A 26,986-nucleotide genomic window follows, 5' to 3' on the forward strand; every position below is an offset into this window, starting at 1 on the left:
TGTCAGTCGACTCCGTGGGCCGCGTCCGGGGGCGGGGTGCGGGGAACGGTGAGGGTGACCTTCAGTCCGTGGGGTTCGTGGTGCTCATAGGCGATCCGACCGCCGCCGGCGGAGAGGAGGGCGCGGGAGATGGAGAGGCCGAGTCCGGAGCCCTTGACGTTCTGGTGCCGGCCGCTGCGCCAGAAGCGGTCCCCGATGCGGGCCAGTTCGTCGTCCGTCAGACCGGGCCCGCCGTCGGTGATCACGATGCTGCACGTGGTGCCGTGGGAGGCCGCCGTCACCGTGACCGACGCTCCCCGGGGGGTGAACTTCACCGCGTTGTCGATCACCGCGTCCAGGGCGCTGGACAGGGCGATCGGGTCCACCCACGCGGTGACCGCGCTTCCGTCGTCGCCGAGGTGGACGCCCTTCTCCTCCGCCACGGGACGCCAGGCGGCCACGCGTTCGGCGGCCAGTTCGCCGATGTCGGCGAGTTCGAGCGCGGCCGACGAGTGCTCGGCCAGCGCGAGGTCGAGCAGGTCGTCCAGCACCTGGGCGAGGCGGCGGCCCTCGGTACGGACCGAGGCGATCTCCGCGTTGCCCTCGGGCAGTTCGAGGGCGAGGAGTTCGATCCGCAACAGCAGCGCGGCGAGCGGGTTGCGCAGTTGGTGCGAGGCGTCGGCGACGAAGGCCCGTTGCTGTTCGAGCACGCCCTCGACGTTGTCGGCCATCTCGTTGAAGGAGCGGGCGAGCCGGCGCAGTTCGGGAGGGCCACTCGCGGCGGCGACCCGGGAGTTGAGCTGGCCGGTCGCTATGTCGTGGGTGGCCGCGTCCAGGACGCGCACCGGCCGCAGCACCCACCCGGTGAGCCGGAAGGCGGCCCCGACGGCGAGCAGCATGGCCGCGCCCTCGCCGGCCGCGATCAGGGCCCAGCCCCGCAGGGTGCGCTCGCGCAGGTGGTCGGTGGGCGAGTCGGTGAGCACCACGGCGACGACGTCCCCGTCCCGTACGACGGGTGAGGCGACGACCAGCCGGCCGTTCAGCTGCCAGGGCCAGACCTGGGGCGGGTCCTGGCTGCGCCGGCCCGTGAGCGCCTCGCGGAACGCCTTCTGGCCCTCGCCGTCAGAAGGCACCCCCCACCGTTCGGGCGCCTGGGCCATGGCGGAGGTGCCGTTGCGGAGGAAGACGCCGACGTTGATGTCGTAGGTGGCGTGGTAGCGGTCGAGTTGGTCCTGGAGGGTGGTGATGCGTTCGTCCACGACGGTCGGGCCCTCGGAGACGAACTGTGCGAGCGCCGCGAACCGTACGGTGTCGTCGATCCGGTCGACCACCACCTCCTGCTGCTGCGCGGCGGCGACGCTCACCGCCAGGGGGAACCCGAGCGCGAGCAGCACGCCCGCCATGAGCACGATGAGCAGCGGGAGGAGGCGGGTACGCACCGGGCGGTCAGCAGGTTGGCGCGACGAGGCGGTAGCCCACGCCGCGCACGGTCTCGATCAGCGCGGGCATCCCCAGCTTGGCGCGCAGGGAGGCCACGTGCACTTCGAGGGTGCGGCCGGTCCCCTCCCAACTGGTGTGCCAGACCTCGCTGATGATCTGCTCCCGTCGGAAGACGACGCCCGGCCGCTGGGCGAGCAGCGCGAGCAGGTCGAACTCCTTGCGGGTCAGCGGGACGGCCTCGCCGTCGACGCTGACGCGCCGGGTGGGCAGTTCGACGGTCACCGGGCCGAGCCGGAGCACGTCGTCGCTGCCGCCCGCGGCCTGGGACGGCTCGTCGCCCGCCGCGGTGCGCCGGGCCACCGCGTGGATGCGCGCCAGCAGTTCCCCGGGGTCGTACGGCTTGACCACGTAGTCGTCGGCGCCGAGGTTGAGGCCGTGGATGCGGGAGCGCACGTCACCGCGGGCCGTCACCATGATCACCGGGGTGGAGGTCAGCTTCCTCAGCTTTCCGCAGACCTGGTAGCCGTCCTGGTCGGGCAGCCCCAGATCGAGCAGGACCACCCCGAAGGGCGGCTTGCCGGGGTGGGCGGTGGGCAGGACGGCGCGCAACGCCTCCTCGCCGTTGCGTGCGTGTACGACGTCGAACCCGTGCCGGGCGAGTATGTCGGACAGGGCCGCGGCGACGTGGTCGTCGTCCTCGACGAGCAGCAGCCTCATGGCCCCCCTTCGGTCGGTGGTCCCGTGACCTGGTCGGTCCGTGATCCCTCAGTTGCTCTTCCCGGCACGCGCCGTCGCGTACCCACGGCATCAAGGCTGATTCCCGGGCGGGGAGTCAAGAGAGATTCGACCCCCGGCCGCTTTCCGTTACCCAGCCGGTACGCCGACGGTAACCGCCCTCACGCATCGTGTCCGTACGAGGCCAGATCGTTATGCTCAATTTCCGCTCAGATGTAATGACGCTGGTCGCACCGCGTCACTACTGTCCTCCCAACCGAGGAGGACGGAGCTGTGGGCCGATGAGCGGAGTGTCTGTGTCCAAGGATGCCGGGGACGCCGTTCCCGCCCAGGAGCCCCAGGGCGACCTGGTCGTACTGAGCAATGTCAACAAGCACTTCGGTGCCCTGCACGTGCTTCAGGACATCGATCTGACCATCACCAGGGGTGAGGTCGTCGTGGTGATCGGACCTTCCGGGTCCGGCAAGTCCACGCTCTGCCGCACCATCAACCGGCTGGAGACGATCGACTCCGGGTCGATCGTCATCGACGGCAAGCCGCTGCCCGCAGAGGGCAAGGAGCTGGCCCGGCTGCGGGCCGACGTGGGCATGGTGTTCCAGTCCTTCAACCTCTTCGCACACAAGACCGTGCTGGAGAACGTCATGTTGGGCCAGCTCAAGGTCCGCAAGACGGAGAAGGGCGCCGCCGAGAGCAAGGCGCGCGAGCTGCTGGACCGCGTCGGCGTCGGATCGCAGGCCGACAAGTACCCCGCCCAGCTCTCCGGTGGTCAGCAGCAGCGCGTCGCGATCGCCCGCGCCCTGGCGATGGAACCGAAGGTCATGCTCTTCGACGAGCCCACCTCGGCGCTCGACCCGGAGATGATCAACGAGGTGCTGGAGGTCATGCAGCAGCTCGCCCGGGCCGGAATGACCATGGTCGTGGTCACCCACGAGATGGGGTTCGCCCGTTCCGCGGCCAACCGCGTGGTGTTCATGGCCGACGGCAGGATCGTCGAAGAGGCCACGCCCGACGAGTTCTTCAGCAATCCGCGCAGCGACCGGGCCAAGGACTTCCTGTCGAAGATCCTGCACCACTGACGCACCGCGACACCCGCTGACGCATCCGGCCCCGCACCCGCGTTCCCGCGGCGGCGGGCCGGCCGCGTCACCTCTGGACCCGTCGGCCGACATCTGCAACCCGGCGCCGGACCGTACCGGCCTTCCGTGCCGAACTCCGTGCCGGCCGACGCAGCGGCTCGACGATCGGCGAACCACGACGCAAGGGATGTTCACCATGAAGCTCCGCAAGGTTTCCGCGGCCGTCGCCACGGTCGTTGCCCTCTCGCTGGCCGCGACCGCGTGCGGCAGCAGCGACGACTCGGGCAGCGGCGGCGGCAAGATCAAGATCGGGATCAAGTTCGACCAGCCCGGCATCGGCCTGAAGACCCAGGACGGCAAGTACACCGGCTTCGACGTCGACGTCGCCACGTACGTCGCCAAGGAGCTGGGCTACGACGCCAAGGACATCGAGTGGAAGCAGACCCCGAGCGCCCAGCGGGAGACGATGCTCGCCAACGGTGACGTGAAGTTCATCGCCGCGAGCTACTCGATCACCGACCAGCGCAAGGAGAAGGTCGACTTCGCCGGCCCGTACCTGCTGGCCCACCAGGACCTGCTGGTCCGCGCCGACGAGACCTCGATCACCAAGGCCGAGGACCTCAACGACAAGAAGCTCTGCTCGGTCACCGGCTCCACCTCGGCGCAGAACATCCAGAAGGAGATCGCCCCCAAGGCCGACCTCATCCCGGTCGGCGGCTACTCCGAGTGCCTGACCGGGCTGGAGAACAAGTCCGTCGTCGCGCTGACCACGGACGACTCCATCCTGGCCGGTTACGCCGCCCAGAAGGAGCACCAGGGCAAGTTCAAGCTCGTCGGTCTGAAGCTGAGCAACGAGAACTACGGCATCGGCATCAAGAAGGGCGACAAGGACCTCCAGGACAAGATCAACAAGGCCCTGGAGAAGATGAAGTCGGACGGCTCCTGGAAGAAGTTCGTCGAGGCCAACTTCGGCCCGGCGGGCTACAAGAGCGAGCCCGCGCCGGAGATCGGCAAGCTCAGCTGAGCCAGCGGTGACGTGCCGCCGGCCCACCCCGGCCGGCGGCCCTGATCCCCTCCTTCCGAACGTTCCGACCAGGAGAGATCGCGGGTCAACGTGTTCGACTTCCTCGATTCCGGGCAGTACGACCTGCTCGACGCGTTCTGGGTGACGGCGAAACTCGCCGTCTACTCGGCAATAGGTTCCCTGATCTGGGGAACCCTGCTGGCCGGCATGCGGGTCGGCCCCGTCCCCCTGATGCGGGCCTTCGGCACCGGCTACGTCAACGTCATCCGCAACACCCCGCTGACGGTCGTCCTCATCATCTGCTCGCTGGGGCTGAGCCAGACGATGGGCGTCAACCTCGGCGCCGACAACTTCAAGGACATCGGCTTCCGGATGGCCGTGCTGGGCCTGGTCGCGTACACCGGCACCTTCGTGTGCGAGGCGCTGCGCTCCGGCATCAACACCGTGCCCGTCGGACAGGCGGAGGCCGCCCGGGCACTGGGGCTCGGCTTCTTCCAGGTGCTGACCCTGATCGTGCTGCCCCAGGCGTTCCGCGCGGTCGTCACCCCGCTGGCGAACGTGCTGATCGCCCTCACCAAGAACACCACCGTGGCCTCGGCGATCGGCGTCGCCGAGGCGTCGGCCCTGATGAAGACGATGATCGAGAACGAGTCCGACGCGCTGATCGCGGTCTTCGCGGTCTTCGCGTTCGGGTTCCTCGTCCTGACCCTGCCCACCGGTCTGGTGCTGGGCTGGGTCGCCAAGCGCGTGGCGGTGAAGCGATGACGTCCGTCCTGTACGACGAGCCCGGCCCGAAGGCGAAGGGCCGCAACATCCTCTACACCGTCGTCTTCCTGGCGGTGATGGCCCTGGCGGTCTGGTGGGTGCTCAGCACCATGGCCGACAAGGACCAGTTGGCGTCGGAGAAGTGGAGTCCGTTCGTCAACGACTCCAAGGTCTGGACGACCTTCCTGCTGCCCGGACTCTGGGAGACGGTGAAGGCCGCGGGCATCTCCGTGGTGATCGCCCTGCCGCTCGGCGCCGCGCTCGGCATCGGCCGGCTCTCCGACCACGCCTGGGTGCGGGTGCCCGTCTCCGCCGTGGTCGAGTTCTTCCGCGCCATGCCGGTGCTGCTGCTGATGCTCTTCGCGTACCAGGCGTTCGTGGAGTTCTCCTCCATCGAGTCGGACATCCGACCGCTGTACGCGGTGGTCACCGGCCTGGTGCTCTACAACGCGTCCGTCATCGCCGAGATCGTGCGCGCCGGCATCCTCTCGCTGCCGAACGGGCAGTCGGACGCGGCCAAGGCGATCGGCATGCGCAAGGGCCAGACGATGACGTTCGTCCTGCTGCCGCAGGCGGTCACGGCGATGCTGCCCGCGCTGGTCAGCCAGCTCGTGGTCATCGTGAAGGACACCGCCCTCGGTGGCGCGCTCCTCGGCTTCACCGAACTGCTGTACCAGAACCGGGCGATCACGGCGAACTACGGCGCCAACACCATCGCCACGCTGACGGTCATCTCCGTGCTGTTCATCCTCCTCAACTTCCTGCTGACCTCCTTCGCGAGTTGGCTGGAATCGCGGATACGCCGCGGGAAGAAGAGCACCGGCGCGGTGGTGAACCGGGAGGAGTTGGAGGCGGGCGGCATCGTCGACGCGAAGCTCTGACGCGGGAGCGGTTCATCCATCGGTCCACGGCCCCGAGCGGGCCGGGCATCCGGGAGGCGGTGGTGCGGCGGCGCCACCGCCTTCCGGTGTCTCGACGCCCGGCTCCTCCCCGGGCCGGTGCTGCACCATCCGCCCCGTTGGCTGATGCCCGTCCCACGAACCACCGTTCGACCCGCCGGGTCCCAACCGTCCGTCGACACCGCCCGCTCCTCCCCCGCATCCCGCTTTCCCGAGCTCAGACGCCCCGCCGCCCCCGTGCGGACCAGTGGCCGCCATGCCGCTCGGGGGTCACTTGACGCGGGCACCCCCAATCGGTTGCATACGTTCTGTGATCGCGCACCGGGGCTCCACCGCACCTCCCCCTACGACGACTACGACGACGACCGTCCGCACGCCCCTGCGAGCCCGAGGAGCCGCGTCGTGGACCCGGTGATCGTCGTCGGTGCGGGTCCGGTCGGGCTGGCGCTCGCCCTGGCACTCGCCCAGCAGGGCGTGTCGACCGTCGTGCTCGACGAGGGCAGCGGCGACGACGACCCGCGCCCCGCGCGCACGGCCGTCCTGCGCCCCGACACGGCCGCCCTGGTGGAGCGGCTCGGCTGCGCCACCGTCCGTGACGAGGGCGCCCGGTGGACCGGCTGGCGCACGATGCGCCGGAAGCAGGAGCTGCGCCGGCTGCCGCTCGGCGCCGACACCGTATCCTCGCCGCTGCACGTGCCCCAACACGCCCTGACCCGTGGACTGCGGGCCGCCGCCACCGCCGAGGAGTCGGTGGAACTCGTCGTCGAGAGCCGGGTGGACGCCCTGGAGCAGGACGCCGACGGCGTCACGGTGCACACCCGCGGCCCCAAGGGCACGTGGTGGCGCGGCAGTCACGTGGTGGGCTGCGACGGCGCCCGGTCGACCGTGCGCAAGCTGCTCGGCGTCCGCTTCCCCGGGCGCACCGCGGTGGAGCGCCACGCCGTCGCCACCCTGCGCACGGAACTGCCCTGGCCCGACGAGGCGGTGCTGCACCGTCAGCCGCCGTGGCGCGGCAGCGGCAGCGAGATCACGGCCCGTCCGCTGCCGGACGACGCCTGGCGGCTGGACTGGCTGCTGCCGCCGGACGGCGAACTGGTCACCCCCGACGCCCTGGTGACCCGGGTGCGCGACACCCTCGCGGGCTGGTGCGACGGCAGCACCCCGCCGTACGACCTGCTCGACACGGGCGTGTACACCGTGCACCACCGGCTGGCGCGCCGCTGGCGCGTGGACCGGGCGTTCCTGGCGGGCGACGCGGCGCACCTGGTGGGCGCGCTCGGCACCCAGGGCCTCGACGAAGGGCTGCGGGACGCGGAGAACCTGGCGTGGAAGCTGGCCCACGCCTGGCACCACGGCGGGTCGCCCGCCCTCCTGGACAGCTACCAGTCCGAGCGCCGGGCCGCGGTCGCCGCCCGGCTGCGCGCCGCCGACCACGCCCTGCCGGCGCTGCGCGGCACCAGCCCGCTGCGCGCCTATCTGCCCGGTGCGGCGCGCGGGCACGACGCGCTGCTCACGGACGCGCACCTGGGGCAGGGTCCCCTCGGCGCGCTCCCCGTCTACGTGCACTCCCCCCTCGCGCCGGAGCACGCCCCCGCCCACATCCCCGTCGGCACGGAGACCGGTGCCGTGGTGGAGGACGTACGGGTGACCACCCCCGACGGGACGAGCGCACGGCTGCGGGACCGACTGGGCCAGGGGCAGTTGCTGGTGCTGTTGGTCGCCCCCGGCACGGGCGTGTGGGACCGCCGGCACTGGCAGAGCGCCGGCGTGATGCCAAGGCTCGCAGCGGCGGTGTCAGCGCTGCCCGTACGGGCCGAGCTGCTGGTGACGGAGGAGTACCCGGGCGCTTCGGCGCACGCGGTGCTGCTGGTCCGACCGGACGGCCACCTGGTCGCGGCCTTCGCGGGGGTGCGGCCCGCGGAGTTGTACGCGGCGGCGGACGCGGCCCGCGGCGGTGCGCCGGCCCCGGTGACGAGCGACAGCACCGCTGACGTCAATTGACCCTCCGGTGAGCACCGTGGTGTACTCCCGACCATGACCGGCACCGACGTGCGCCTGTGGCGGAGGGTCCACATGGACTTCCTCCGGTACGCGGGCTGCCTGTGTCGACCGTCCTGCTGACTTCGCTGCCCCGCGCCTGACTGCGCGGGGCCCCTCGTCATCCGCGCGCCCGCGGGTCGCTGCGCCGCACCCCTGCGCGCCCTTCAGCGAACTCCCAGGACGGTACTCCGTGTCCCAACCGACCCCGCACTCCACGCCCCGGGCCACCGCCGCGGCGTCAACGACCGCATCTGCCCCTGCCCCTTCCACCGCCGCACCCACCGCCGCCGAGCTGCTCGACTTCGTACGGAGCGCGGCGGCCGACGCCGAGCTGATCGCCTCGCTCCCCCTCGATCCGGAGGGCCGCACCTGGGTGCGCCTGGACGGTCCGGGCGGCAGCGAGGCGTGGCTCATCGGCTGGCCGCCCGGCGCGGGCACCGGCTGGCATGACCACGCGGAGTCCGTCGGCGCGTTCGCCACCGCGGTGGGCCTGCTGACGGAGCACTCGTTGGCCGCACGGCTTCCGGCCCGCGGGTGGAAGACCCTCGAACTGAGCGAAGGGCTGGACCGCGAGCGACGGCTGACCTCCGGTCAGGGCCGTGCCTTCGGTCGGCACCACGTCCACGAGGTGCTCAACGAATCGTCCGAGCACGCCGTCTCTGTCCATGCGTACCATCCGCCGCTGCCGCTGATCCGACGGTTCAGCCGCAGCGGCCCCGTGCTCCGTCTGGAGCAGGTCGAACGTCCGGAGGACTGGCAGTGACCGTACCTTCCCAGCCCGTGCCCGCAGGGCCCGTCGGCATAGACGAACTCCTGGAGCGCGTCCGGGAGAAGCTGGACCGGGTGGACGCCCGGCGCGCCTTCGACGAGGCGGCGGCCGGCGCCCTCCTGGTGGACACCCGCTATGCGGCCCTGCGCGACCGGGACGGGCTGATCCCCGGCGCCCTGGTCGTGGAGCGCAACGAGCTGGAGTGGCGCCTGGATCCGCAGGGCAGCCACCGCGCGCCCGAGGCGGTCAGCCACGACCTGCGGGTGGTGGTGATCTGCAACGAGGGGTACGCCTCTTCCCTCGCCGCTCTCTCCCTGCGGCAGCTCGGTCTGCACCGTGCGACGGATCTGATCGGCGGCTTCCAGGCGTGGCGGGCGGCTGGCCTTCCCGTCACGGCCGAAACCGCTCCCTCCACCACGGTGGATTCCTCCCCGAACACCGCGCTGTCCGCCCCGGAGGGCTGACGGGGCTAGGGCCTGCCTTATGGATCAGGCTGGGTGAGTGTGGGGTGCCCCCACGCCCTCCGGGCGTGGGGGGAGGGGTCTGGTGCCGTGGATCGCAAGGCGGAGGATGGGGGTACTCCCCCACGGCTACGCGTGGGGGCGCCCCCACCCGGGCCGCTAGGCCCAGGGGGAGAGCCAATGCGGTGGGGGTACCGCCCGTGCCCGCAGCGCACAGGGGGCTATTGGCGACCGACGACAGGGCGGAGTGGGGGCACCTCCCGGGCCGAAGGCCCAGGGGGAATGGTGCCAGGGCACGCGAGCCCAGCAAGATCCGTAAGACAGGCCCTGGCCGCGCCCCCGGCCTTTGCCGCCTTCCCCGCCTCCGGCGCGGGAGGCGGTGGAGGCCGGTCGGGGGCGGCCGTGGTCTCGATGGCCCCCGTGGCCGCTCACCACGGCTCGGTCAGCTCGTCGAGGTCCTGCTCGCCCTCCTCTTCCAAGGCCTGCCGTACGACCTTGAGCGCCAGGCCCTCGCCGTAACCCTTGCGGGCCAGCATGCCGGCCAGCCGGCGGATGCGACGGTCGCGGTCGAGCCCGCGGGTGGCCCGCAGCTTGCGGGCGACCAGCGCGCGGGCGGTCTCCTCCTCGCGCTCCGCGTCGAGCTGGCCCACCGCCTCGTCGACGAGGGCCGGGGCCACCCCCTTCGTCCGCAGCTCACGGGCGAGGGCGCGGCGGGCGAGCCCTCGGCTGTGGTGCCGCGACTCGACCCACGCCTGGGCGAACGCGGTGTCGTTGATCAGCCCCACGTCCTCGAAGCGCGAGAGCACCTCCTCGGCCACCTCCGGAGGGATCTCCCTCTTGTGGAGCGCGTCCGCCAACTGCTTGCGGGTGCGCGGCGTCCCGGTGAGCAGGCGCAGGCAGATCGCCCGCGCCCGCTCAGCCGGGTCCTGGGGCGACAGCTCCTTCTCGGCCCTCGACGAGTCGGTGCTGTCGCCCGGCCACTCGGTGCGCCTGGTCACGCTCAGCCCTTGGTCGCCGCCGCCTTGGCCGTCTTGGCCTTGGTGGCGGGAGCGGGCACCGACTTCGCGTCAGCGGCCGGGGCCGCCGCCGCGCCCGCCGCGTCGCCGCCCGTCTCGTCGGCAGCGGTCTCCGGCCGGACGCCGACGCCCAGCTTGTGCTTGATCTTCTTCTCGATCTCGTTGGCCAGGTCGGGGTTGTCCTTGAGGAAGTTGCGCGCGTTCTCCTTGCCCTGGCCGAGCTGGTCGCCCTCGTAGGTGTACCAAGCACCGGCCTTGCGGACGAAGCCGTGCTCCACGCCCATGTCGATCAGGCCGCCCTCGCGGCTGATGCCCTGGCCGTACAGGATGTCGAACTCGGCCTGCTTGAAGGGCGGCGCGACCTTGTTCTTCACGACCTTGACGCGGGTGCGGTTGCCGACCGCGTCCGTGCCGTCCTTCAGGGTCTCGATGCGGCGGATGTCGAGCCGCACGGAAGCGTAGAACTTCAGGGCCCGGCCACCGGTCGTGGTCTCCGGGGAGCCGAACATGACGCCGATCTTCTCGCGGAGCTGGTTGATGAAGATCGCGGTCGTCTTCGACTGGTTCAGCGCGCTGGTGATCTTCCGCAGGGCCTGGCTCATCAGCCGGGCCTGGAGGCCCACGTGCGAGTCGCCCATCTCGCCCTCGATCTCCGCCTTCGGCACGAGGGCCGCGACGGAGTCGATCACGATCAGGTCGAGCGCGCCGGAGCGGACCAGCATGTCGACGATTTCGAGCGCCTGCTCGCCGTTGTCCGGCTGGGAGAGGATGAGGGAGTCGATGTCGACGCCCAGCTTCTTCGCGTACTCCGGGTCGAGGGCGTGCTCGGCGTCCACGAAGGCGACGGCGCCGCCGGCCTTCTGGGCATTGGCCACCGCGTGCAGCGTGAGGGTCGTCTTACCGGAGGACTCCGGTCCGTACACCTCGACGACCCGGCCGCGCGGCAGTCCGCCGACGCCGAGCGCGACGTCGAGCGCGGTCGATCCGGTGGGGATGATCTCGATGGGCTCGTTCGGCCGCTCGCCCAGGCGCATCACCGCGCCCTTGCCGAATTGGCGTTCAATCTGCGCGAGCGCGGCGTCGAGCGCCTTCTCGCGGTCGGTTCCTGCCATGGGTTCCACCCGATTTGCTTGTGTCGATCGCTTCACGTCAAAGACGCTAACCCCTGCCACTGACAACGGGCCCCGACGCCCGTCCCGCCTGTGGACAACTCTCCGGTGAAGCGCGGCGCCGGAGCCCCCATAAGAATGGATGTTCGATTTTGGTGTCAAGCACCCCACCCGGCGCGCCGCCGGTCGAGTGATCATGGGGGACGGCCCGGTCCGAACGGCGGGGCGGGCCGGGAACGGACGAGCGAGCGGGAGCGTGCACACCATGCGGGAACACCCGGGAACCGAGCGGGACGGCCACGACGCGAACGGGCTGATCGTCTTCTTGAACGGCACGTCGAGCTCCGGCAAGTCGAGCATCGCCCGGGAGCTCCTCACCCTCCTCGACGAGCCGTACTTCCACCTGCCCGTGGACGCCTTCCACGCCATGCGGTCCCGGCCGCAGCTCACCCCCGCCGAGGTCGACGACACCCTCAAACGCACGTGGCGGGGGTTCCACCGGGCCGTCGCGGGCATGGCGGCGGCCGGCAACAACGTGGTCGTGGACCACGTCCTGAGCGAACCGTGGCGCCTTGAGGACTGCCTCGCGCTGTTCCCGGCCGACCAGGTCGTCCTGGTGGGCGTGCACTGCCCGGTGGACGAGTTGGAGCGCCGGGAGAGGGCCCGCGGCGACCGGCCGGCCGGCCTCGCGGCGTCCCAGGTCCCGCGCGTGCACGCGCACGGCACGTACGACGTGGAGTGCGACACCGGCACGGCGACCCCGCTCGACTGCGCCCGCCGCATCGCGCACTTCCTCCCCGAGCGGCCCGTGCCCACCGCCTTCCAGCGGCTGCGGCGCCAGCACGGCATCTGACGGGGCGGCCGACCGCACGCCCCCGGCGGGCCCCTTCCCCGGAGCCGGCCGGGCCCGGCCATACCGGCCATTGCGGCGGAGAACGCCGGCAGGCACTACTACGCTGCCTTCCACGTTCGTGATCTGTGAGGGGGGACCTCGCGATCGCTTCTACCCACACGTATGTAGCGCGAGGTGATGTGCCATGACGTCCGCCGGTGCAGCGGAGGCGACTCCGCCCGAGGCGAACAGCTTCCAGGTCGATCTACGCGGTCTGGTCGACCTGCTCTCCCACCACTTGTACTCCAGCCCTCGGGTGTACGTCCGCGAACTGCTCCAGAACGCCGTGGACGCGGTCACCGCGCGACAGGCGCTGCACCCCGACGCCCGGGTCCGCATCAGGCTCTCCAGCTCGGCGGGGACCGTCTCCATCGAGGACAGCGGCATCGGGCTCACGGCCGACGAGGTCCACACCCTCCTCGCCACCATCGGCCGCAGCTCCAAACGCGGCGGCGAGCACGGCCTGGAGTCGGCCCGCCGGGAGTTCCTGGGCCAGTTCGGCATCGGGCTGCTCGCCTGCTTCGTCGTGGCCCGCGAGATCCGCGTGGTCACCCGCTCCGCCCGGACGCCCGACGCCGCCCCCGTGGAGTGGCTGGCGTCCGACGACGGTTCGTACACCGTGCGGACCCTGCCCGACGAGGCCCGGCCCGAGCCCGGCACGACGGTGCACCTGGAGCCGCGCCCCGGCTCCGAGGAGTGGACGCGCCCGGACCGCGTCGAGGAGCTGGCCCGGGACTTCGGCTCCCTGCTGCCGTACGACATCGCCTTCAGCACGGACGGCGGCGCGGAGCGCCCTATCACCGACCGGCCGGCCGTCTGGGACCGCGAGCACCCCTCCCCCGCGGCCCGTCGGGTCGCCCTCAGCGGGCACTGCGCGAAGCTGTTCGGCTTCACCCCGCTGGACACCATCGACCTCGACCTCCCGGTCGCCGGGGTCCGCGGCGTCGCCTACGTACTGCCGGAGCCCACCAGCCCGGCGCACCGGGCCGGCCACCGCACGTACCTCAAGGGCATGCTCCTGACCGACCGTGCGGACAACCTGCTGCCGGAGTGGGCCTTCTTCGTCCGCGCCGTCGTCGACACGGACACGCTCCGCCCCACCGCCTCCCGGGAGAACCTCTACGACGACGAGACGCTCGCCGCCGTCCGCGACGCCCTCGGCGGCGCCGTGCGGCAGTGGCTGGCGGAGCTGGCGGCGAGCGACCCGCAGCGGCTGGCCTCCTTCCTGAGCGTGCACCACCTGGGGGTGAAGTCCCTGGCGCGGCACGACGCGGAGCTGTTCGAACTGATGCTGCCCTGGCTGCCGTTCGAGACCAGCGACGGCCAGCTGAGCCTGGAGGAGTTCGCCGCGGCGCACGGCGAGGTCCACTTCACCCGGACCGTCGAGGAGTTCCGCCAGATCGCCCCCATCGCCGCCGCGCACGGCCTGGGCGTCGTCAACGCCGGATACACCTACGACGCCGACCTGCTCGCCCTGCTGCCGACGGTCCGCCCCGCCGTGAAGGTCACCGAGTTGGACGCGGGCGCCGTCACCGAACGCCTCGATCCGGTCGCCACCTCCGCCGAGCTGGCCCTCGCCTCCTTCCTGGCCACCGCGCGCACCCGACTGGACCCGCACGGCTGCGACGTGGTGCTGCGCGCCTTCCAGCCCGTGACGGTGCCCGCGCTCTTCCTCGACGATCGCCAGGCCCGCCACGAACGGGACCGCGCCACCGCCCAAGAGAACGCCGACTCGTTGTGGAGCGACATCCTCGGCTCGCTGCGCAACACCGCGCCCCGGGCCCGGCTGGTGCTGAACCACAACAATCCGCTGATCCGCCGGATCGCCGCGCTCCCCGATCCGGAGCTGACCGCCACGGCGGTCGAATCGCTGTACGGGCAGGCACTGCTGATGTCGCAGCGGCCCCTGCGCCCCGCCGACACCACCCTGCTCAACCGGGCCTTCCTCGGGCTCTTGGAATGGGCGACGCACTCCGCCGTCCAGGGCGCCACCCCCCAGGAGGACCAGCCGTGACCGCACCCATGTCCCCGATGTCCCCGCAGGAGATCCGGCAGGGCCTCTTCGAGAACGCGGGCGCGCCCCACGGCTCGGCGCGGGTGACCCGGGCCGAGTTCCTGTCGGCCGCCGCCGAGGCGTCCGGGGAGGCCGACCTGTTCCGCCAGTCCCTCCAGGGACTGGTCGACGCGTACGAGTACAGCTCGGAGCGCACCAAGATGGTGGTGCCCTTCGCCCGGCTGCTCCAGGAGTACGACCGCGACCCGTCCTCCTTCGCCGCCCACGAGGCCCGCAGCCTGTACTGGCGGTTCAAGTGGGTGGCCGGCGGGATCGTCGAGTCCCCCGACATCCCGCTGGCGTCCGTGGACCGCTGGCTGGTGGACATGGAGCGGCGTTACCGGCTGGCCGGCTACAGCGAGCGCGCGGTGCGGCAGGCCGAGTTCTATCTGGCCGACGCCACCGGGGACACGGACCGGATGGAGCGGGCGGTGGCCGGTTGGACGGTCGCCGAGCGGGACGAGATGAGCGACTGCCACGCCTGCGAGCTGAACACCCAGGGGTGGTACCGCTCGCGCCGGGGCGAGGACGCCGATGCGGTGCGGATCTGGGAGCCCGTACTGGCCGGCGGGCTGTCCTGCATGGAGGAGCCGCACCGGGTGCTCGCCCACTCCCTGCTGCCCCTGGTCCGCCTCGGCCGCGCCGGCGAGGCGCGCGCCCACCACTTGCGCGGCTACCGCATGGCCCGCGGCAACGAGAGCCTGTTGCGCTCGATCGGCGAGCACATCGAGTTCTGCGCCCTGACGGGGAACGAGTCCCGGGGCCTGGAGATCCTCGCCGAGCACGCCGCCCACCTCGGGCCGCTCGGGGACGTCGAATCTCAGTTGGAGTTCACCGGCGGCATCCTCGTCCTGCTGCGGCGGCTCGCGGAGCTGGGGCTGGCGGACCGGGCCACGGTCCCCTACCAGGGATCGGTCCGTACGGTCGGGGAGCTGTACGAGCTGTTGGAGGCGGACGCCGCGGCGATCACCGCCCGCTTCGACGCGCGCAACGGCACCGCGCTCGTGTCGCAGCGGCTGACCGGGCGGATCGCGCAGCAACCGCTGCTGGACGCGCTGCCCCTCGGGGTGCGCAGTGCCGCGCTCCCGACGTCGGCGGGTGCCCCGGCGGCCTCCCGCGCCCCGGTGACCGGGGCCGTCCCGACCGCCGCGCAGGACGGCGCGGACAGCTTCGACGCATTGGTCGAGCGGGCGCGGGCCGCGCGGGCGGAGGGCCGTCCCTCGGCCCGCGCGCTGTGGGCCGAGGTGGCGCGCCGCGTCGAGGCGGGGCCCGGGCCGGCGCCGGATCCGGCGCTGGCCGCGGATCTGCTGGAGCACCGGGCGATGACCGCGCTGCACGCCGGGGATCCGGGGGCGACCGCGGTGTTCGCCCGGGCCGCCGAGGCCCAGCGGGCGGCCGGTCGGGAGAGCCGGGCGGCCTTCGCGGACCTGGCGGCGGCCGGCAGCGCGACCGAGCTGGGCGCGCCGGCCGAGGAGGTCCGCGCGCTGCTCGCGGCGGCCGTGCGGTCGGCCGGTGAGCTGCCCGCGACGGACCCGATGCGCCCGCGCCGCACCGCGCTCGCCGAGCTGACGACCCTGCGGATCGAGGCGTTCCTGACGGCGAACGAGCAGGAGACCGCCGCTCGGGAAGCCCGGCAGGCCCCCGGGCGGGACCGAGAGGACCAGGAGCTGGACGCGGGTCTGGTGACCGCGCTGCGCGGCTTCATCGCCGCCCGCGGCGACACCGATCCGCCGCACGGCGCGGTGGACGTCCTCGGCCAGGCCGAGTTGGACCTCGCCCGGGCCCTGCTGTCCGCGGGGGACCTGCGGACGGCGGAGCCGCTGCTCGCCTCGGCGGCCGGCCACCAGATCGCCGGTGGCCGCCCGTGGGACGCCTGCCAGCCGCTGTCGATGCGCGCCGGTGTACTGGCCGCGATGGGCGATCTGGCGGCGGCCGAGGCCAGCGCCCGCGCCGCCCTCGGCCACTCCCTTGAGCTGGTCGATCCCCAGGAGCAGTCCTCGGTGCGGTTGACGCTGGCGGACGTCCTGCTGGAGCGCGGCGACGGGGCGGAGGAAGCCGCGGAGCACGCGCTGGAGGCCACCCATTGGCTGGACCAGGCAGGGCTGGCCGCAACGTCCGGAGCGCGGGCGCGCACGGTGCTGGCCCGGGCGTACGCGGAGGCGGACCGCACCGTCGAGGCGGTGGAGGTGCTGCATTCGGTGCTGCCCGACCTCGTCGCGGCGCACGGCGAGGACGAGGTCGTCCAGGCGCGGCAGTTGTTGGGCCGGCTGCTCCAGGAGCTGAACGACCCCAAGGGCGCGGCCGAGCAGTTCCTCTTGGGCGCCGAGATCACCAAGGGCTGGGAGGATGTCCGCACGCAGGCGTCGCTCGCCAATTCGGCGGCGGACGCGCTGTCGGCCGCGCACCTGGGCACCGAGGCGCGGTCGGCGTACGAGCAGTCGCTGGAGCTGTGGCGACGCGCCGGCGGCCATCCCGTCGCCGAGGTGCGGGTGCTGCGCTCCTTGGCGTGGTTGGCGGTGGAGGACGTCGACTACGACGAGGCGGAGGACGGGGCCGAGGACGACGAGCAGGCCCTCGCTCGTACCACCGCGGCGTACGCCCGGGCCCGAGCACTGATGGACGAGGCGTTCGCGGTGCTCCGCGACGTCGACGCCCCCCAGTGCCGCTACGAGTGGGCGCAGACCTGCCAGCAGGTGGCCCGGCTCCTGGAGGAGGAGCTGTACGGCCGCGAGATGGCCGACGACGACCTGCCCGGCCCCGATCTCCAGGAGCGCCGGGCCGTACGGGAGCGGGCGCTGCAGCTGGCGCTGGAGGCGGCGGAGGTCTTCACCGAGTTCGGCGGGGCCGCGCTGCGGGACCGCTTCCAGTCCCTGGTGCGGGCCTCGTGGACGGAGCAGGAGTTGGGGCGCGCGGAGGAGGCCGAGGCTCGGCTCACGGCCCTGGTCGCGGAGCTGTCGCAGCAGGAGGGCGCGGAGGCGGAGGAGCTGATGCGCCAGGCCGAGCAGATACGCGACCGGATGTGAGCGGAGCCCCGTGGACGACGGCGGGGTGGACGACGGCGATCCGTCGTCCACCCCGCCCCGGGGCCCTGAGGCGCCGGCTCAGGCCCCTTCGCCCGGCTCGGGCTGCGGCTGGGCGCGCCGTATCCCCGGCACTCCCTTGATCCGCTTGAGCAGTTGCCCGCCGTGCCGCCGGTGCCCCTGCACCCGGGGGTCGTCGGTCACGGCGTACCGCCGCACGTACGCCCCCAGGAACGCCTGGAGCGTGGCGACGGCCGGGATCGCGATGAGCGCGCCCACCGCGCCCATCAGGGCCGTGCCGGCGATGACGGAGCCGAAGGCCACGGCCGGGTGGATGTCGACCGTCTTGGAGGTGAGCTTGGGCTGGAGTACGTAGTTCTCGAACTGCTGGTACACCACGACGAACCCGAGCACCCACACCGCGTACCAGGGGTCGACGGTGAAGGCGATCAGCATCGGCAGGGCACCCGCCATGTAGGTGCCGATCGTCGGGATGAACTGCGACACCAGGCCGACCCAGACGGCGAGCGCCGGCGCGTAGGGCACGCCCAGGATCTCCAGCAGCACGTAGTGCGCCACTCCGGAGATCAGCGCCATCAGGCCGCGCGAGTAGAGGTAGCCGCCGGTCTTGTCGACGGCGATCTCCCAGGCCCGCAGCACCTCCGTCTGCTTGGCGGGCGGCAGCACGGAGCACAGCGCACGTCGCAGCCGGGGGCCGTCCGCGGCGAAGTAGAACGAGAAGAGGAAGATCGTCAGCAGTCGGAACAGCCCGCCCAGCACGGTGGCGGAGACGTCCAGGACCCCCGTCGCGCTGTTCTGGACGTAGCTCTGGAGCCAGTCCGAGCGGAGCACGCTGTCCTGGACCTCCACCCGCGACAGCTCGGTCTTGAAGGTGTGGTTGATCCAGTTGATCACCGAGTCGAGGTACTTGGGGAAGTCGTCGACCATCGTCACGATCTGGTCGGCCAGCATCGACCCCAGGAGCACGACGAAGCCGACCGTCGCGACCAGGATCCCGAAGAAGACCAGGAAGGTGGCGACTCCGCGCCGCATGCCGCGCGAGGCCATCCGTCCCACGGCCGGCTCTATGGCGAGAGCCAGGAAGAAGGCGATCAGGATGTTCGTCAGCAACCCGATGAGCTGGTGGAACGCCCAGCTGCCGAGCTGGAAGCACGCGTAGAGCGCCAGCGCGAGCAGGATGGCGCGGGGCAGCCAGCGGGGCATGCGCACCGGCCCGAGCGCACCGCCCGCCGCGGCGGGCGGCGGCTCGTTGGGCGGGGTCGCGCCTTCGGACGGGGTGTGTTCGTGCGGCGCGTGGGGGCCGGGCGCGGCGCGGCCGTCGGCCGTCCGCGTCGCGGTTGCGCCGCCGGCCGGGCCGGGGGTCACGCCCTGCGCGGGTACGGCGGCGCGGCCGGCCGCCGCGGCCCCGCCGCTGCCGCCGGCACCGCGCCCGCCTTGCTCGTCGCGTCCGTACTCGGCCCGATCTGCGTCGGGCTCGTTCTCGTCATGCTTGTCGCTCTTCGGGGCCACCGGGTCAGTGTCGCGTACGTTCGGGGCCGTCGAGGACCCGGCCCGGTGTCGGAACGCTCTCGATGCGTCGCGTCACCGCTTGTCGGCGGGGACGTCCACCGCGGCGCAGACCGCGCGCCACACGGCCTTGGCCTCCCAGCCGGCGTCCAGCGCCTCGTGCACCGTCCGCCCGCCGAGTTCGGCCATCACGTGGTCCCGCGCGAACGAGTCGGCGTAGGAGGCCCCGAAGTGGTCCGCCATCCGCTCCCAGAAAATCGTCAACCGCATGACGTCAGTATCCCGCCCCCGGGGGTGCGCCGGTCGTCTCCCGTGCTCGGGGCCGCCCGGGCGCTCTACGGTCGGGGCATGGCTGACACCGGAACGGCTTCCGAGTCCCCGCCGCCGTCGTCCCTGGCCCGCGCGGAGCACTTCGTCTGGCTCACCGCCCGCGTCCTGGAGCAGCGGCGCTTCGCCTACCACTTCCTCGGCGGCGGCGCGGACGCCGTCGAGGCCGCCCTGTCGCCGTACCTCAACGAGGACGGGGGCTACGGCCACGCCCTCGAACCGGACCTGCGCGGTCCGGTCAGCCAGCCCCTGCACACCGCGCACGCCCTGCGCGTCCTCGACTCCATCGGCCGCTGCGGCGGGCTGCGCGCCGAGCGCCTGTGCCGCTACCTCACCGGGGTGTCGACGCCGGCGGGCGCCCTGCCCGCGATCCACCCCTCCCAGCGCGGCTATCCGACCGCGCCGTTCGTCCGCGTCGTCGACGACCCCCCGGGGTCGCTGCTGACCACGGGCCCGGTGGTGGGGCTGCTGCACCGCAACGAGGTGTGGCACGCGTGGCTGTTCCGGGCCACGGACTTCTGTTGGTCCGCCGTCGAGTCGCTGGAGCGGACCCATCCGTACGAGGTCGAGGCGGCGGTCGCCTTCCTCGACGGCGTCCCGGACCGGGCCCGCGCGCGGACGGCCGCGGACCGGCTGGGGCGCCTGGTGCGGGAGCAGCGGCTGGTGGTGCTCGACCCGGCCACGGCCGACAGCCAGCCGGTCGCCGCCGGGTACGCCCCGGGCGAGCACCACTTCGCGTACGACTACGCCCGCACGCCGCAGTCCCTGGCCCGCCACTGGTTCACGGACGAGGAGATGGACCGCGGCCTCGACCATCTGGCGGACGAGCAGCGCGAGGACGGCGGCTGGCCGCTGACCTGGCGGCGGTGGGCGCCGGGCACCGCGCTGGAGGCCCGGCCGATCGTGACGATCGAGGCGCTGCGGACCCTCGGTGCGTACGGACGGGACGTCAACGGGGGCGCCGGGCGTCGGTGAGGGTGCTCCCGCGTCAGCCGCCGATCGCCCGTACGCCGGCGGTGACCAGCACGGCCGCGGCGACGACCACGAGGAAGGGCGCCCGCAGGACCAGGGCCACGGCTGCCGCGGCCACCCCGGCGGCCCGGGCGTCGATCATCAGGGAGCCGGCCGTGCTGAAGGTCTGCTGGGCGGTGAGCGCGGCCAGCAGGGCGACGGGCAGGAGCGCTGCCAGCCGTTGGACCAGGGGGCGCTCCAGGGCGTTCGCCGGCACCAGGAGACCGGCCAGTTTGACGACGTAGCAGCCGACGGCCGTCACGGCGATCGCGATCCAGACGCTCATCGGGCGTCCCCCTCCGACAATTGCTGTGCCTGGTCCTTAGGTTCGTCCGTGCCGCCGCCGCGGCCCTTGAACCACAGCACCGCGGGCGCCGCCAGAGCCGCGACCAGCACGGGAACCCCGGCCGGCAGTACGGGCAGCAGCCCGAGCATGAGCACAACCGCGAGCCCGGCCACCACGCGCTCGGTCGCCGTGCGCACCATGGGGGCCAGCAGTGCCAGGAAGACGGCCGGGCCGGCGGCGTCGAGCCCCCAGGCGTCGGTGTCCCCGATGGCCTCGGCGCCGAGCGCGCCGAGGAGGGTGGTCGCGTTCCACAGGACGTACAGCGTCAGCCCCGTCACGGTGAAGCCGAGCCGTATGGAGCGCCGCGTCGGCTGGGCAAGCGCGACGGCCGTGGTCTCGTCGATCACCCAGTGGGCGGCGAGCGGCCGGAGGGCGCGGGGCAGCGCGAGGAGCTGCGACAGCCGCAGCCCGTAGAAGGCGTTCCGCACCCCGAGGAAGAAGGCGCCGGCCGCCGCCGTGAAGGGGTTGCCGCCCGCTGCCAATGCTCCGACCAGCGCGAACTGCGATGCGCCGGTGAAGACCAGCAGGCTCAGTGCACACGTCTGGAGGACGGTGAGGCCCGAACCGGCCGCCGTGACGCCGAAGGCGAAGCCGGACAGCCCGACGGCCACGCCGACGCCGAGCGCGTCCCGTACGACGGCCGAGTCGGGCTTGGCCGTCGCCTCGGTGTCGTGGGGGCGCGCGGTGGGCTCGGGCGGGCCGCTGTCCGGTGGTGCTGTCGTCTCTGCCATGTGTGGACGGTACGGCCGACCGCCGCCGGTCGTCTTGTACGTTATTGCGCTCCGGTCGCGCGGGGCGCGGCCGGGCGCTCACCCCAGCCCCGCCCGCTCCTTGCGGTACGCCCCCGGCGGCACGCCCACGATCCGGGTGAAGTGCCGGTTCAGGTGCGGCTGGTCGGTGAAGCCCACGTCGGACGCCACCTGCGCCGGCGGGTGCCCTTGCGCCAGGAGGAGCTGGGCCCTGCGCACGCGCGCGTCCGTCAGCCAGGTGTGCGGCGGCATGCCGTACTCGGCCTTGAAGGCCCGCAGCAGCGCGTACGGGCTCGCCCCCACTTCGCACGCCAGCAGCTCCAGGGACGGCGGCTCGGTCATCCGCGCCTCCAGCAGCGTCCGGGCCAGGGCCGCCGCGCGCCGCCCGGCGGCCCTGGGCGCACGGGCCGGCAGCGGGGTGCCGTGCCGCGTCAGCAGGCGGGTGACGGCGGACCGCAGCAGGATGTCGGCGGCCAGGGCGTTGCCGCCGTCGGCCGCCTCGTACGTCCTCCACAGCAGCCGGGCCGCGTACGGGTCGCCGGCGACGGGCCCGGAGAACCCGGGGGTGCCGCGCAGGGTGCTGATCTCGTCGGCGATCTGCCGGACGGTGTCGAGCTGCGGATAGAGGGCGACGTAGGCCCAGCCGTCGGGGTGACCGGAGCGGGCGGCGTGCGGCTCCTCCGGGTTGAGGGTCATCACGGAGCCGGGCAGGACGTGGATCCCGCCGCCCTGCACCCGCATGTCCTCCACGCCGCGCAGGACGGTGGCGAGGAGGTAGCCCTCGTGGCTGTGGCGGGGGAAGGTGTGGCTGACGTACTGGGCGTGCAGCAGGTCGAGGCCGGGCAGTGCCTCGTACCGCCAGTGCCTCGCCCACTCCTGCCTCGCGGGCCCGCTCATGCACCCCATTGTGCGCCCGTCGCTGCGGCGCTGACCTGCGGGTCCGATGGACGGGTGGGGGCGGCGGGGGCCGATTGTCAGTGGTGCGGTGCACGATGGGGGACATGGCCGGCCATGCGCTCGACTCGTTCTCTCCCGCGACCCGGGGATGGTTCGCGGGGGCCTTCAGCGCGCCCACGGCCGCGCAGGAAGGCGCGTGGCGGGCGATCGGCGAGGGGTCCGACGTCCTCGTGGTGGCTCCGACGGGCTCCGGGAAGACGCTGGCCGCCTTCCTCGCGGCCCTGGACCGGCTGGCGTCCACGCCGCCGCCGGCGGATCCCCGGGCGCGCTGCCGGGTGCTGTACGTGTCTCCGCTCAAGGCCCTCGCGGTCGACGTGGAGCGCAATCTGCGCAGCCCGCTGACGGGCATCCGGCAGGAGTCGGTGCGCCTCGGGCTGCCGGAGCCCGAGGTGCGGGTCGGGATCCGCTCGGGTGACACCCCGGCGGCCGAGCGCCGGGCCCTGGCCACCCGCCCGCCGGACATCCTCATCACGACGCCCGAGTCGCTGTTCCTGATGCTGACCTCCGCCGCACGGGAGGCCCTCGCCGGCGTGGAGACGGTCATCGTCGACGAGGTGCACGCCGTCGCGGGCACCAAGCGCGGCGCACACCTGGCGCTCTCGCTGGAGCGGCTGGACGAACTGCTGCCGCGGCCGGCGCGGCGCATCGGGCTGTCCGCGACCGTGCGTCCGGTGGACGAGGTGGCCCGCTATCTGTCGCCGCAGCGGAAGGTGGAGATCGTCCAGCCGCCGTCGGGCAAGGAGTTCGACCTGTCGGTGGTCGTCCCGGTGGAGGACCTGGGCGAGCTGGGCGGCTCCCCCGCCACCGACGCCCCCGGGGCGCCCGGCGGCGACCGCCCCTCGATCTGGCCGCACGTGGAGGAGCGCATCGCCGACCTCGTCGAGGCCCACCGCTCGACGATCGTCTTCGCGAACTCCCGCCGTCTCGCGGAGCGCCTGTGCAACCGCCTGAACGAGATCGCGTACGAGCGCGCCGTGGGCGAGCCGCTGGCCGAGGGCGCTCCGCCCGCGGAGGTCATGGCCCAGTCGGGGGCCGCGCGCGGTGCGCCGGCCCTGATGGCCCGGGCGCACCACGGCTCGGTCTCCAAGGAGCAGCGGGCGCTCGTCGAGGAGGACCTGAAGGCCGGCCGGCTGCCGGCGGTGGTCGCCACCTCCAGCCTGGAGCTGGGCATCGACATGGGCGCGGTGGACCTGGTCGTCCAGGTCGAGTCGCCGCCGTCCGTGGCGTCCGGGCTCCAGCGCGTGGGGCGGGCGGGCCATCAGGTCGGCGCGGTCTCCCGCGGCGTCGTCTTCCCGAAGTACCGGGGCGACCTGGTGCAGGCCGCGGTGGTCACCGAGCGGATGCGCACGGGCGCGATCGAGGCGCTGCGCATCCCGGCGAATCCGCTGGACGTGCTGGCGCAGCAGCTCGTCGCGATCGTCGCCCTCGACAGCTGGCAGGTGGACGACCTGCTGGCGCTGGTGCGGCGGGCGGCGCCCTTCTCGTCCTTGCCGGAGTCGGCGTTCACGGCCGTGCTGGACATGCTGGCCGGGCGCTATCCCTCCGACGCGTTCGCCGAGCTGCGTCCGCGCGTGGTCTGGGACCGGGTCGCGGGGACGGTCACGGGGCGCCCCGGCGCCCAGCGCCTGGCGGTCACCTCGGGCGGCACGATCCCCGACCGCGGCCTGTTCGGCGTCTTCCTCGCCGGCAGCACCTCGGAGAAGGGCGGCGGCGGGCGGCGGGTCGGCGAGCTCGACGAGGAGATGGTGTACGAGTCCCGGGTGGGCGACGTCTTCACGCTGGGCACCTCGTCCTGGCGCATCGAGGACATCACCCGCGACCGGGTCCTGGTCACCCCCGCGCCCGGGGTGCCGGGCAGGCTCCCGTTCTGGAAGGGCGACCAGCTCGGCCGGCCGCTGGAGCTGGGCCGTGCGGTGGGGGCGTTCCTGCGGGAGGTCGGGGCGCTCACCCCCGAGGACGGGCGGCTGCGGCTGCTCGCCGCCGGTCTGGACGCCCTGGCCGCGGAGAACGTCCTCGCGTATCTGGACGAGCAGCGCCGGGCCTGCGGCCACGTCCCGGACGACCGGACGATCCTGGTGGAGCGCTTCCGGGACGAGCTGGGCGACTGGCGGGTGGTGATCCACTCCCCCTTCGGCGCCCAGGTGCACGCGCCCTGGGCCCTGGCGCTGGGCGCCCGCCTCGCCGAGCGCTACGGGCTGGACGCCCAGGTCATGCACGCCGACGACGGCATCGTGCTGCGGCTGCCGGACGCCGACCTGATGGGTCTCGACCTGCTCGACCAGGACCCGACGCACCTGGACGCCACGTTCGACGGCGACCAGGCGCCCGTGGGCGCCGCCGACACCGTCTTCGACCACGGTGAGATCGGCCAGGTCGTCACGGACCAGGTCGGCGGCTCGGCGCTGTTCGCCGCCCGGTTCCGCGAGTGCGCGGCGCGCGCCCTGCTGCTGCCCCGGCGCAGCCCCGGCAAGCGCACCCCGCTGTGGCAGCAGCGCCAGCGCGCCTCGCAACTGCTCCAGGTGGCGAGCGAGTTCGGCTCGTTTCCGATCGTCCTGGAAGCCGTGCGGGAATGCCTCCAGGACGTGTTCGACGTCCCCGGGCTCACGGAGCTGATGGGCGACATCGAGGCGCGCCGGGTGCGCATGGTCGAGGTCACCACCAGCGAGCCCTCGCCCTTCGCCCGCTCCCTCCTCTTCGGTTACGTCGCCCAGTTCCTGTACGAGGGGGACTCCCCGCTCGCGGAGCGGCGGGCCGCGGCCCTGTCGCTGGACTCCCGGTTGCTGGCGGAGCTGTTGGGGCAGGCCGAGCTGCGCGAGCTGCTGGATCCGGAGGTGCTCGTCGCGCTGGAGCAGGAGCTCCAGTGGCGCACGGACGACCGCAAGGTCAGGGACGAGGAGGGCGTCGCCGACCTGTTGCGGATCCTCGGGCCGCTCACCGATGCCGAGTTGGTGGAGCGCGGCGCGGACCCGCAGTGGCCGCGGTCGCTCGCAGCGGCCCGGCGCGCCATCCGCGTCCGGATCGCCGGCGAGGACCACTGGGCGGCGATCGAGGACGCGGGCCGGCTGCGGGACGCCCTGGGCACGGCGCTCCCGGTCGGCGTTCCGGAAGCCTTCACCGAGCCCGTCAAGGATCCGCTCGGCGACCTCCTCGCCCGGTTCGCCCGTACGCACGGCCCGTTCACCTCGGCCCAGGTGGCGGCCCGCTTCGGACTGGGCGCCGCGGTGACGGACGGCGCGCTGCAGCGCCTGGCGGCGGGCGGCCGGGTGGTGCGGGGCGAGTTCCGTCCGCATCTGGTGGCGCACGACACCCTGAGCGTTCCCGCGTCCGAGTTGGAGACGGGGCAGGAGTGGTGCGACGCGACCGTGCTGCGGCGGCTGCGGCGCCGTTCGCTGGCCGCGCTCCGGCAGGAGCTGGAGCCGGTGCCCCCGCCGGCGCTGGCCACGTTCCTGCCCCAGTGGCAGCACGTGGGCGGCGGCCACGGCCTGCGCGGCATCGACGGTCTCGCCCGGGCCGTCGAGCAGTTGCAGGGGGCCGCGGTGCCCGCGTCCGCGTTGGAGAAGCTGATCCTGCCGTCCCGCGTGCAGGGCTACTCCCCCACCCTGCTCGACGAGCTGACCAGCACCGGCGAGGTGGTGTGGGCGGGTGCGGGTTCCCTGCCCGGCAAGGACGGCTGGGTCTCGCTGTACCTCGCCGACGCCGCGCCGCTGTTGCTGCCGTCGCCCCATCCACTGGAGACGACCGCGCTGCATGACGCGGTCCTCACGGCCCTCGCCCCCGGCTACGGCCTTTTCTTCCGCCAGATCGCCGACCAGGTCCGGGCCACCACCCACCCGGACGCCACCGACCCGCAGTTGGCCGATGCGATCTGGGACCTGGCCTGGTCCGGGCGGCTGACCAATGACACGCTCGCCCCGCTGCGCTCCCTGCTCGGCTCGGGCCGCACCGCGGGCGCCACCGCCCACCGGGCCAGACGGTCCGTGCCCCGGGGGCGGTACGGCGGGCTGACGGCCGCGGCCCGCCCGGCGTCCCGCGGCGGACCGCCGACGGTGAGCGGCCGGTGGTCGGTGCTGCCGTCCCCGGAGGCGAATCCGACCCAGCGCGCCCACGCCCTCGCGCGCACGCTCCTGGACCGGCACGGCGTGGTGACCCGCGGTGCGGTGGCCGCCGAGGGCGTCGAAGGCGGCTTCTCCGCCGCGTACCGCGTGCTGTCCGCCTTCGAGGACAGCGGCCAGGCCCGTCGGGGCTACGTCGTCGAGGGGCTGGGCGCGGCCCAGTTCGCCATGGACGGCGCGGTGGACCGGCTGCGTGCGGCGGCCACCGCCCGTGAGCGCGGGGACGAGCACACCGCCCCGCGGGCCGTGGTCCTGGCCGCCGCCGACCCGGCGAACGCCTACGGGGCGGCGCTCTCCTGGCCCGATCCGCCGGACGGCGCGGGCCACAAGCCCGGCCGGAAGGCGGGCTCCCTCGTGGTCCTCGTGGACGGTGACCTCGCGCTCTATCTGGAGCGCGGCGGGAAGACGCTCCTGGCCTGGCCCGACCCCGAGTCACCCGCGCTGCACAGCGCCGCGCAGGCGCTGGCGGAGGCGGCGCGGGCGGGTGCGCTCGGCACCGTCACGGTCGAGCGGGCCAACGGTGCGTCCGCCCTGACCTCGCCGTTCGCCCGGGCGCTGGAGACGGCTGGCTTCCACGCCACCCCGAGGGGCCTGCGCCTCAGGCCCTGACCGCCGTGCGGCAGGCGGGTCCTCGGCCGACGGCCCGTGCCGTACGCGTACGTCGCAGCCGCGCCCCGGG

At 73.3% G+C, this 26,986-nt stretch carries 22 protein-coding genes; 13 read left to right on the top strand and 9 right to left on the bottom strand.

Annotated features, from left to right (window positions below):
* Window positions 1-2 precede the first annotated feature (2 nt).
* Window positions 3-1,418: a HAMP domain-containing sensor histidine kinase gene (locus AB0E05_RS32690; protein ID WP_361970549.1), complete on the bottom strand. Its 1,416-nt coding sequence runs from the start codon at window positions 1,416-1,418 to the stop codon at window positions 3-5.
* A gap of 7 nt (window positions 1,419-1,425) precedes the next feature.
* On the bottom strand, window positions 1,426-2,136 hold the full coding sequence (locus tag AB0E05_RS32695) for a response regulator transcription factor (RefSeq protein ID WP_361970550.1): 711 nt from the start codon (window positions 2,134-2,136) through the stop codon (window positions 1,426-1,428).
* A gap of 365 nt (window positions 2,137-2,501) precedes the next feature.
* Here AB0E05_RS32695 and AB0E05_RS32700 point away from each other — a divergent pair, with 365 nt between their 5' ends.
* The 8 genes from AB0E05_RS32700 to AB0E05_RS32735 all read left to right on the top strand — a co-directional run bounded on the left by AB0E05_RS32700 (window position 2,502) and on the right by AB0E05_RS32735 (window position 9,191).
* Window positions 2,502-3,230: an amino acid ABC transporter ATP-binding protein gene (locus tag AB0E05_RS32700; protein WP_361970600.1), complete on the top strand. Its 729-nt coding sequence runs from the start codon at window positions 2,502-2,504 to the stop codon at window positions 3,228-3,230.
* 196 nt (window positions 3,231-3,426) lie between these two features.
* Window positions 3,427-4,254 (top strand): glutamate ABC transporter substrate-binding protein, encoded by an 828-nt coding sequence (locus AB0E05_RS32705; RefSeq protein WP_361970552.1) that lies wholly within the window; start codon window positions 3,427-3,429, stop codon window positions 4,252-4,254.
* Between the two features lie 90 nt (window positions 4,255-4,344).
* Entirely contained in the window at window positions 4,345-5,019 is a 675-nt protein-coding gene (locus AB0E05_RS32710; RefSeq protein WP_361970554.1) for an amino acid ABC transporter permease, read from the top strand.
* Entirely contained in the window at window positions 5,016-5,900 is an 885-nt protein-coding gene (locus AB0E05_RS32715; RefSeq protein WP_361970556.1) for an amino acid ABC transporter permease, read from the top strand. Before AB0E05_RS32710 ends, AB0E05_RS32715 begins: the two co-directional genes overlap by 4 nt.
* A gap of 420 nt (window positions 5,901-6,320) precedes the next feature.
* Window positions 6,321-7,919 (top strand): FAD-dependent monooxygenase, encoded by a 1,599-nt coding sequence (locus AB0E05_RS32720; protein ID WP_361970558.1) that lies wholly within the window; start codon window positions 6,321-6,323, stop codon window positions 7,917-7,919.
* A 33-nt stretch (window positions 7,920-7,952) separates the two neighbouring features.
* The gene (locus AB0E05_RS32725) at window positions 7,953-8,039 is read left to right on the top strand and encodes a putative leader peptide (protein ID WP_361543929.1); all 87 of its coding nucleotides are present in this window, start codon (window positions 7,953-7,955) and stop codon (window positions 8,037-8,039) included.
* Between the two features lie 109 nt (window positions 8,040-8,148).
* A complete protein-coding gene (locus AB0E05_RS32730; protein ID WP_361970560.1) occupies window positions 8,149-8,721 on the top strand; it encodes a cysteine dioxygenase in 573 nt (190 codons plus the stop codon).
* Window positions 8,718-9,191, top strand: a complete 474-nt coding sequence (locus AB0E05_RS32735; protein WP_361970562.1) for a rhodanese-like domain-containing protein — start codon at window positions 8,718-8,720, stop codon at window positions 9,189-9,191. Before AB0E05_RS32730 ends, AB0E05_RS32735 begins: the two co-directional genes overlap by 4 nt.
* 425 nt (window positions 9,192-9,616) lie before the next feature.
* Here the strand turns inward: AB0E05_RS32735 and recX are convergent, their stop codons facing one another.
* The gene (gene recX, locus AB0E05_RS32740; protein WP_361970564.1) at window positions 9,617-10,186 is read right to left on the bottom strand and encodes a recombination regulator RecX; all 570 of its coding nucleotides are present in this window, start codon (window positions 10,184-10,186) and stop codon (window positions 9,617-9,619) included.
* A 2-nt stretch (window positions 10,187-10,188) separates the two neighbouring features.
* The gene (gene recA, locus AB0E05_RS32745; protein ID WP_361970566.1) at window positions 10,189-11,316 is read right to left on the bottom strand and encodes a recombinase RecA; all 1,128 of its coding nucleotides are present in this window, start codon (window positions 11,314-11,316) and stop codon (window positions 10,189-10,191) included.
* 262 nt (window positions 11,317-11,578) lie between these two features.
* Between recA and AB0E05_RS32750 the strand changes: the two genes are divergently transcribed.
* The 3 genes from AB0E05_RS32750 (at window position 11,579) to AB0E05_RS32760 (ending at window position 17,281) form a co-directional block, all read left to right on the top strand.
* The gene (locus AB0E05_RS32750) at window positions 11,579-12,166 is read left to right on the top strand and encodes an AAA family ATPase (protein ID WP_361970568.1); all 588 of its coding nucleotides are present in this window, start codon (window positions 11,579-11,581) and stop codon (window positions 12,164-12,166) included.
* A 184-nt stretch (window positions 12,167-12,350) separates the two neighbouring features.
* Window positions 12,351-14,219: an HSP90 family protein gene (locus AB0E05_RS32755; protein ID WP_361970570.1), complete on the top strand. Its 1,869-nt coding sequence runs from the start codon at window positions 12,351-12,353 to the stop codon at window positions 14,217-14,219.
* Complete coding sequence (locus tag AB0E05_RS32760; RefSeq protein WP_361970572.1) at window positions 14,216-17,281, top strand: tetratricopeptide repeat protein; 3,066 nt, start codon at window positions 14,216-14,218, stop codon at window positions 17,279-17,281. Before AB0E05_RS32755 ends, AB0E05_RS32760 begins: the two co-directional genes overlap by 4 nt.
* A 78-nt stretch (window positions 17,282-17,359) precedes the next feature.
* Here AB0E05_RS32760 and AB0E05_RS32765 read toward each other — a convergent pair whose 3' ends face one another.
* Together AB0E05_RS32765 and AB0E05_RS32770 are read right to left on the bottom strand one after the other, a co-directional pair.
* A complete protein-coding gene (locus tag AB0E05_RS32765; RefSeq protein ID WP_361970602.1) occupies window positions 17,360-18,502 on the bottom strand; it encodes an AI-2E family transporter in 1,143 nt (380 codons plus the stop codon).
* Between the two features lie 378 nt (window positions 18,503-18,880).
* Window positions 18,881-19,075: a DUF3046 domain-containing protein gene (locus AB0E05_RS32770; protein WP_361970573.1), complete on the bottom strand. Its 195-nt coding sequence runs from the start codon at window positions 19,073-19,075 to the stop codon at window positions 18,881-18,883.
* A gap of 78 nt (window positions 19,076-19,153) precedes the next feature.
* Between AB0E05_RS32770 and AB0E05_RS32775 the strand changes: the two genes are divergently transcribed.
* Window positions 19,154-20,107, top strand: a complete 954-nt coding sequence (locus AB0E05_RS32775) for a hypothetical protein (RefSeq protein ID WP_361970575.1) — start codon at window positions 19,154-19,156, stop codon at window positions 20,105-20,107.
* A gap of 13 nt (window positions 20,108-20,120) precedes the next feature.
* Here the strand turns inward: AB0E05_RS32775 and AB0E05_RS32780 are convergent, their stop codons facing one another.
* From AB0E05_RS32780 to AB0E05_RS32790, 3 genes are all read right to left on the bottom strand, one after another.
* Window positions 20,121-20,429: an AzlD domain-containing protein gene (locus AB0E05_RS32780; RefSeq protein ID WP_361970577.1), complete on the bottom strand. Its 309-nt coding sequence runs from the start codon at window positions 20,427-20,429 to the stop codon at window positions 20,121-20,123.
* Window positions 20,426-21,220 (bottom strand): AzlC family ABC transporter permease, encoded by a 795-nt coding sequence (locus AB0E05_RS32785; protein WP_361970579.1) that lies wholly within the window; start codon window positions 21,218-21,220, stop codon window positions 20,426-20,428. The genes AB0E05_RS32780 and AB0E05_RS32785 overlap by 4 nt, the downstream gene beginning before the upstream one ends.
* A gap of 78 nt (window positions 21,221-21,298) precedes the next feature.
* Window positions 21,299-22,135 carry an AraC family transcriptional regulator gene (locus AB0E05_RS32790; RefSeq protein WP_361970581.1) on the bottom strand — a complete coding sequence of 279 codons (837 nt, stop codon included), beginning with the start codon at window positions 22,133-22,135 and terminating at the stop codon, window positions 21,299-21,301.
* Between the two features lie 104 nt (window positions 22,136-22,239).
* Here AB0E05_RS32790 and AB0E05_RS32795 point away from each other — a divergent pair, with 104 nt between their 5' ends.
* Window positions 22,240-26,916 carry an ATP-dependent helicase gene (locus tag AB0E05_RS32795; RefSeq protein ID WP_361970583.1) on the top strand — a complete coding sequence of 1,559 codons (4,677 nt, stop codon included), beginning with the start codon at window positions 22,240-22,242 and terminating at the stop codon, window positions 26,914-26,916.
* Window positions 26,917-26,986: the final 70 nt, after the last annotated feature.

Origin of the sequence: Streptomyces sp. NPDC048057, assembly GCF_040653095.1 — a bacterium.
GTDB lineage: Bacteria > Actinomycetota > Actinomycetes > Streptomycetales > Streptomycetaceae > Streptomyces.

Excerpts from the sequence above, each read along its gene's own strand:
- AB0E05_RS32750 (WP_361970568.1), top strand. The coding sequence starts at position 11,579 with ATGCGGGAACACCCGGGAACCGAGCGGGACGGCCACGACGCGAACGGG.
- AB0E05_RS32775 (WP_361970575.1), top strand. The coding sequence starts at position 19,154 with ATGGCTGACACCGGAACGGCTTCCGAGTCCCCGCCGCCGTCGTCCCTG.
- AB0E05_RS32770 (WP_361970573.1), bottom strand. The coding sequence starts at position 19,075 with ATGCGGTTGACGATTTTCTGGGAGCGGATGGCGGACCACTTCGGGGCC.
- AB0E05_RS32765 (WP_361970602.1), bottom strand. The coding sequence starts at position 18,502 with ATGCCCCGCTGGCTGCCCCGCGCCATCCTGCTCGCGCTGGCGCTCTAC.
- AB0E05_RS32790 (WP_361970581.1), bottom strand. The coding sequence starts at position 22,135 with ATGAGCGGGCCCGCGAGGCAGGAGTGGGCGAGGCACTGGCGGTACGAG.
- AB0E05_RS32695 (WP_361970550.1), bottom strand. The coding sequence starts at position 2,136 with ATGAGGCTGCTGCTCGTCGAGGACGACGACCACGTCGCCGCGGCCCTG.
- recA (WP_361970566.1), bottom strand. The coding sequence starts at position 11,316 with ATGGCAGGAACCGACCGCGAGAAGGCGCTCGACGCCGCGCTCGCGCAG.
- AB0E05_RS32795 (WP_361970583.1), top strand. The coding sequence starts at position 22,240 with ATGGCCGGCCATGCGCTCGACTCGTTCTCTCCCGCGACCCGGGGATGG.
- AB0E05_RS32715 (WP_361970556.1), top strand. The coding sequence starts at position 5,016 with ATGACGTCCGTCCTGTACGACGAGCCCGGCCCGAAGGCGAAGGGCCGC.
- AB0E05_RS32725 (WP_361543929.1), top strand. The coding sequence starts at position 7,953 with ATGACCGGCACCGACGTGCGCCTGTGGCGGAGGGTCCACATGGACTTC.
- AB0E05_RS32780 (WP_361970577.1), bottom strand. The coding sequence starts at position 20,429 with ATGAGCGTCTGGATCGCGATCGCCGTGACGGCCGTCGGCTGCTACGTC.
- AB0E05_RS32785 (WP_361970579.1), bottom strand. The coding sequence starts at position 21,220 with ATGGCAGAGACGACAGCACCACCGGACAGCGGCCCGCCCGAGCCCACC.
- AB0E05_RS32755 (WP_361970570.1), top strand. The coding sequence starts at position 12,351 with ATGACGTCCGCCGGTGCAGCGGAGGCGACTCCGCCCGAGGCGAACAGC.
- AB0E05_RS32705 (WP_361970552.1), top strand. The coding sequence starts at position 3,427 with ATGAAGCTCCGCAAGGTTTCCGCGGCCGTCGCCACGGTCGTTGCCCTC.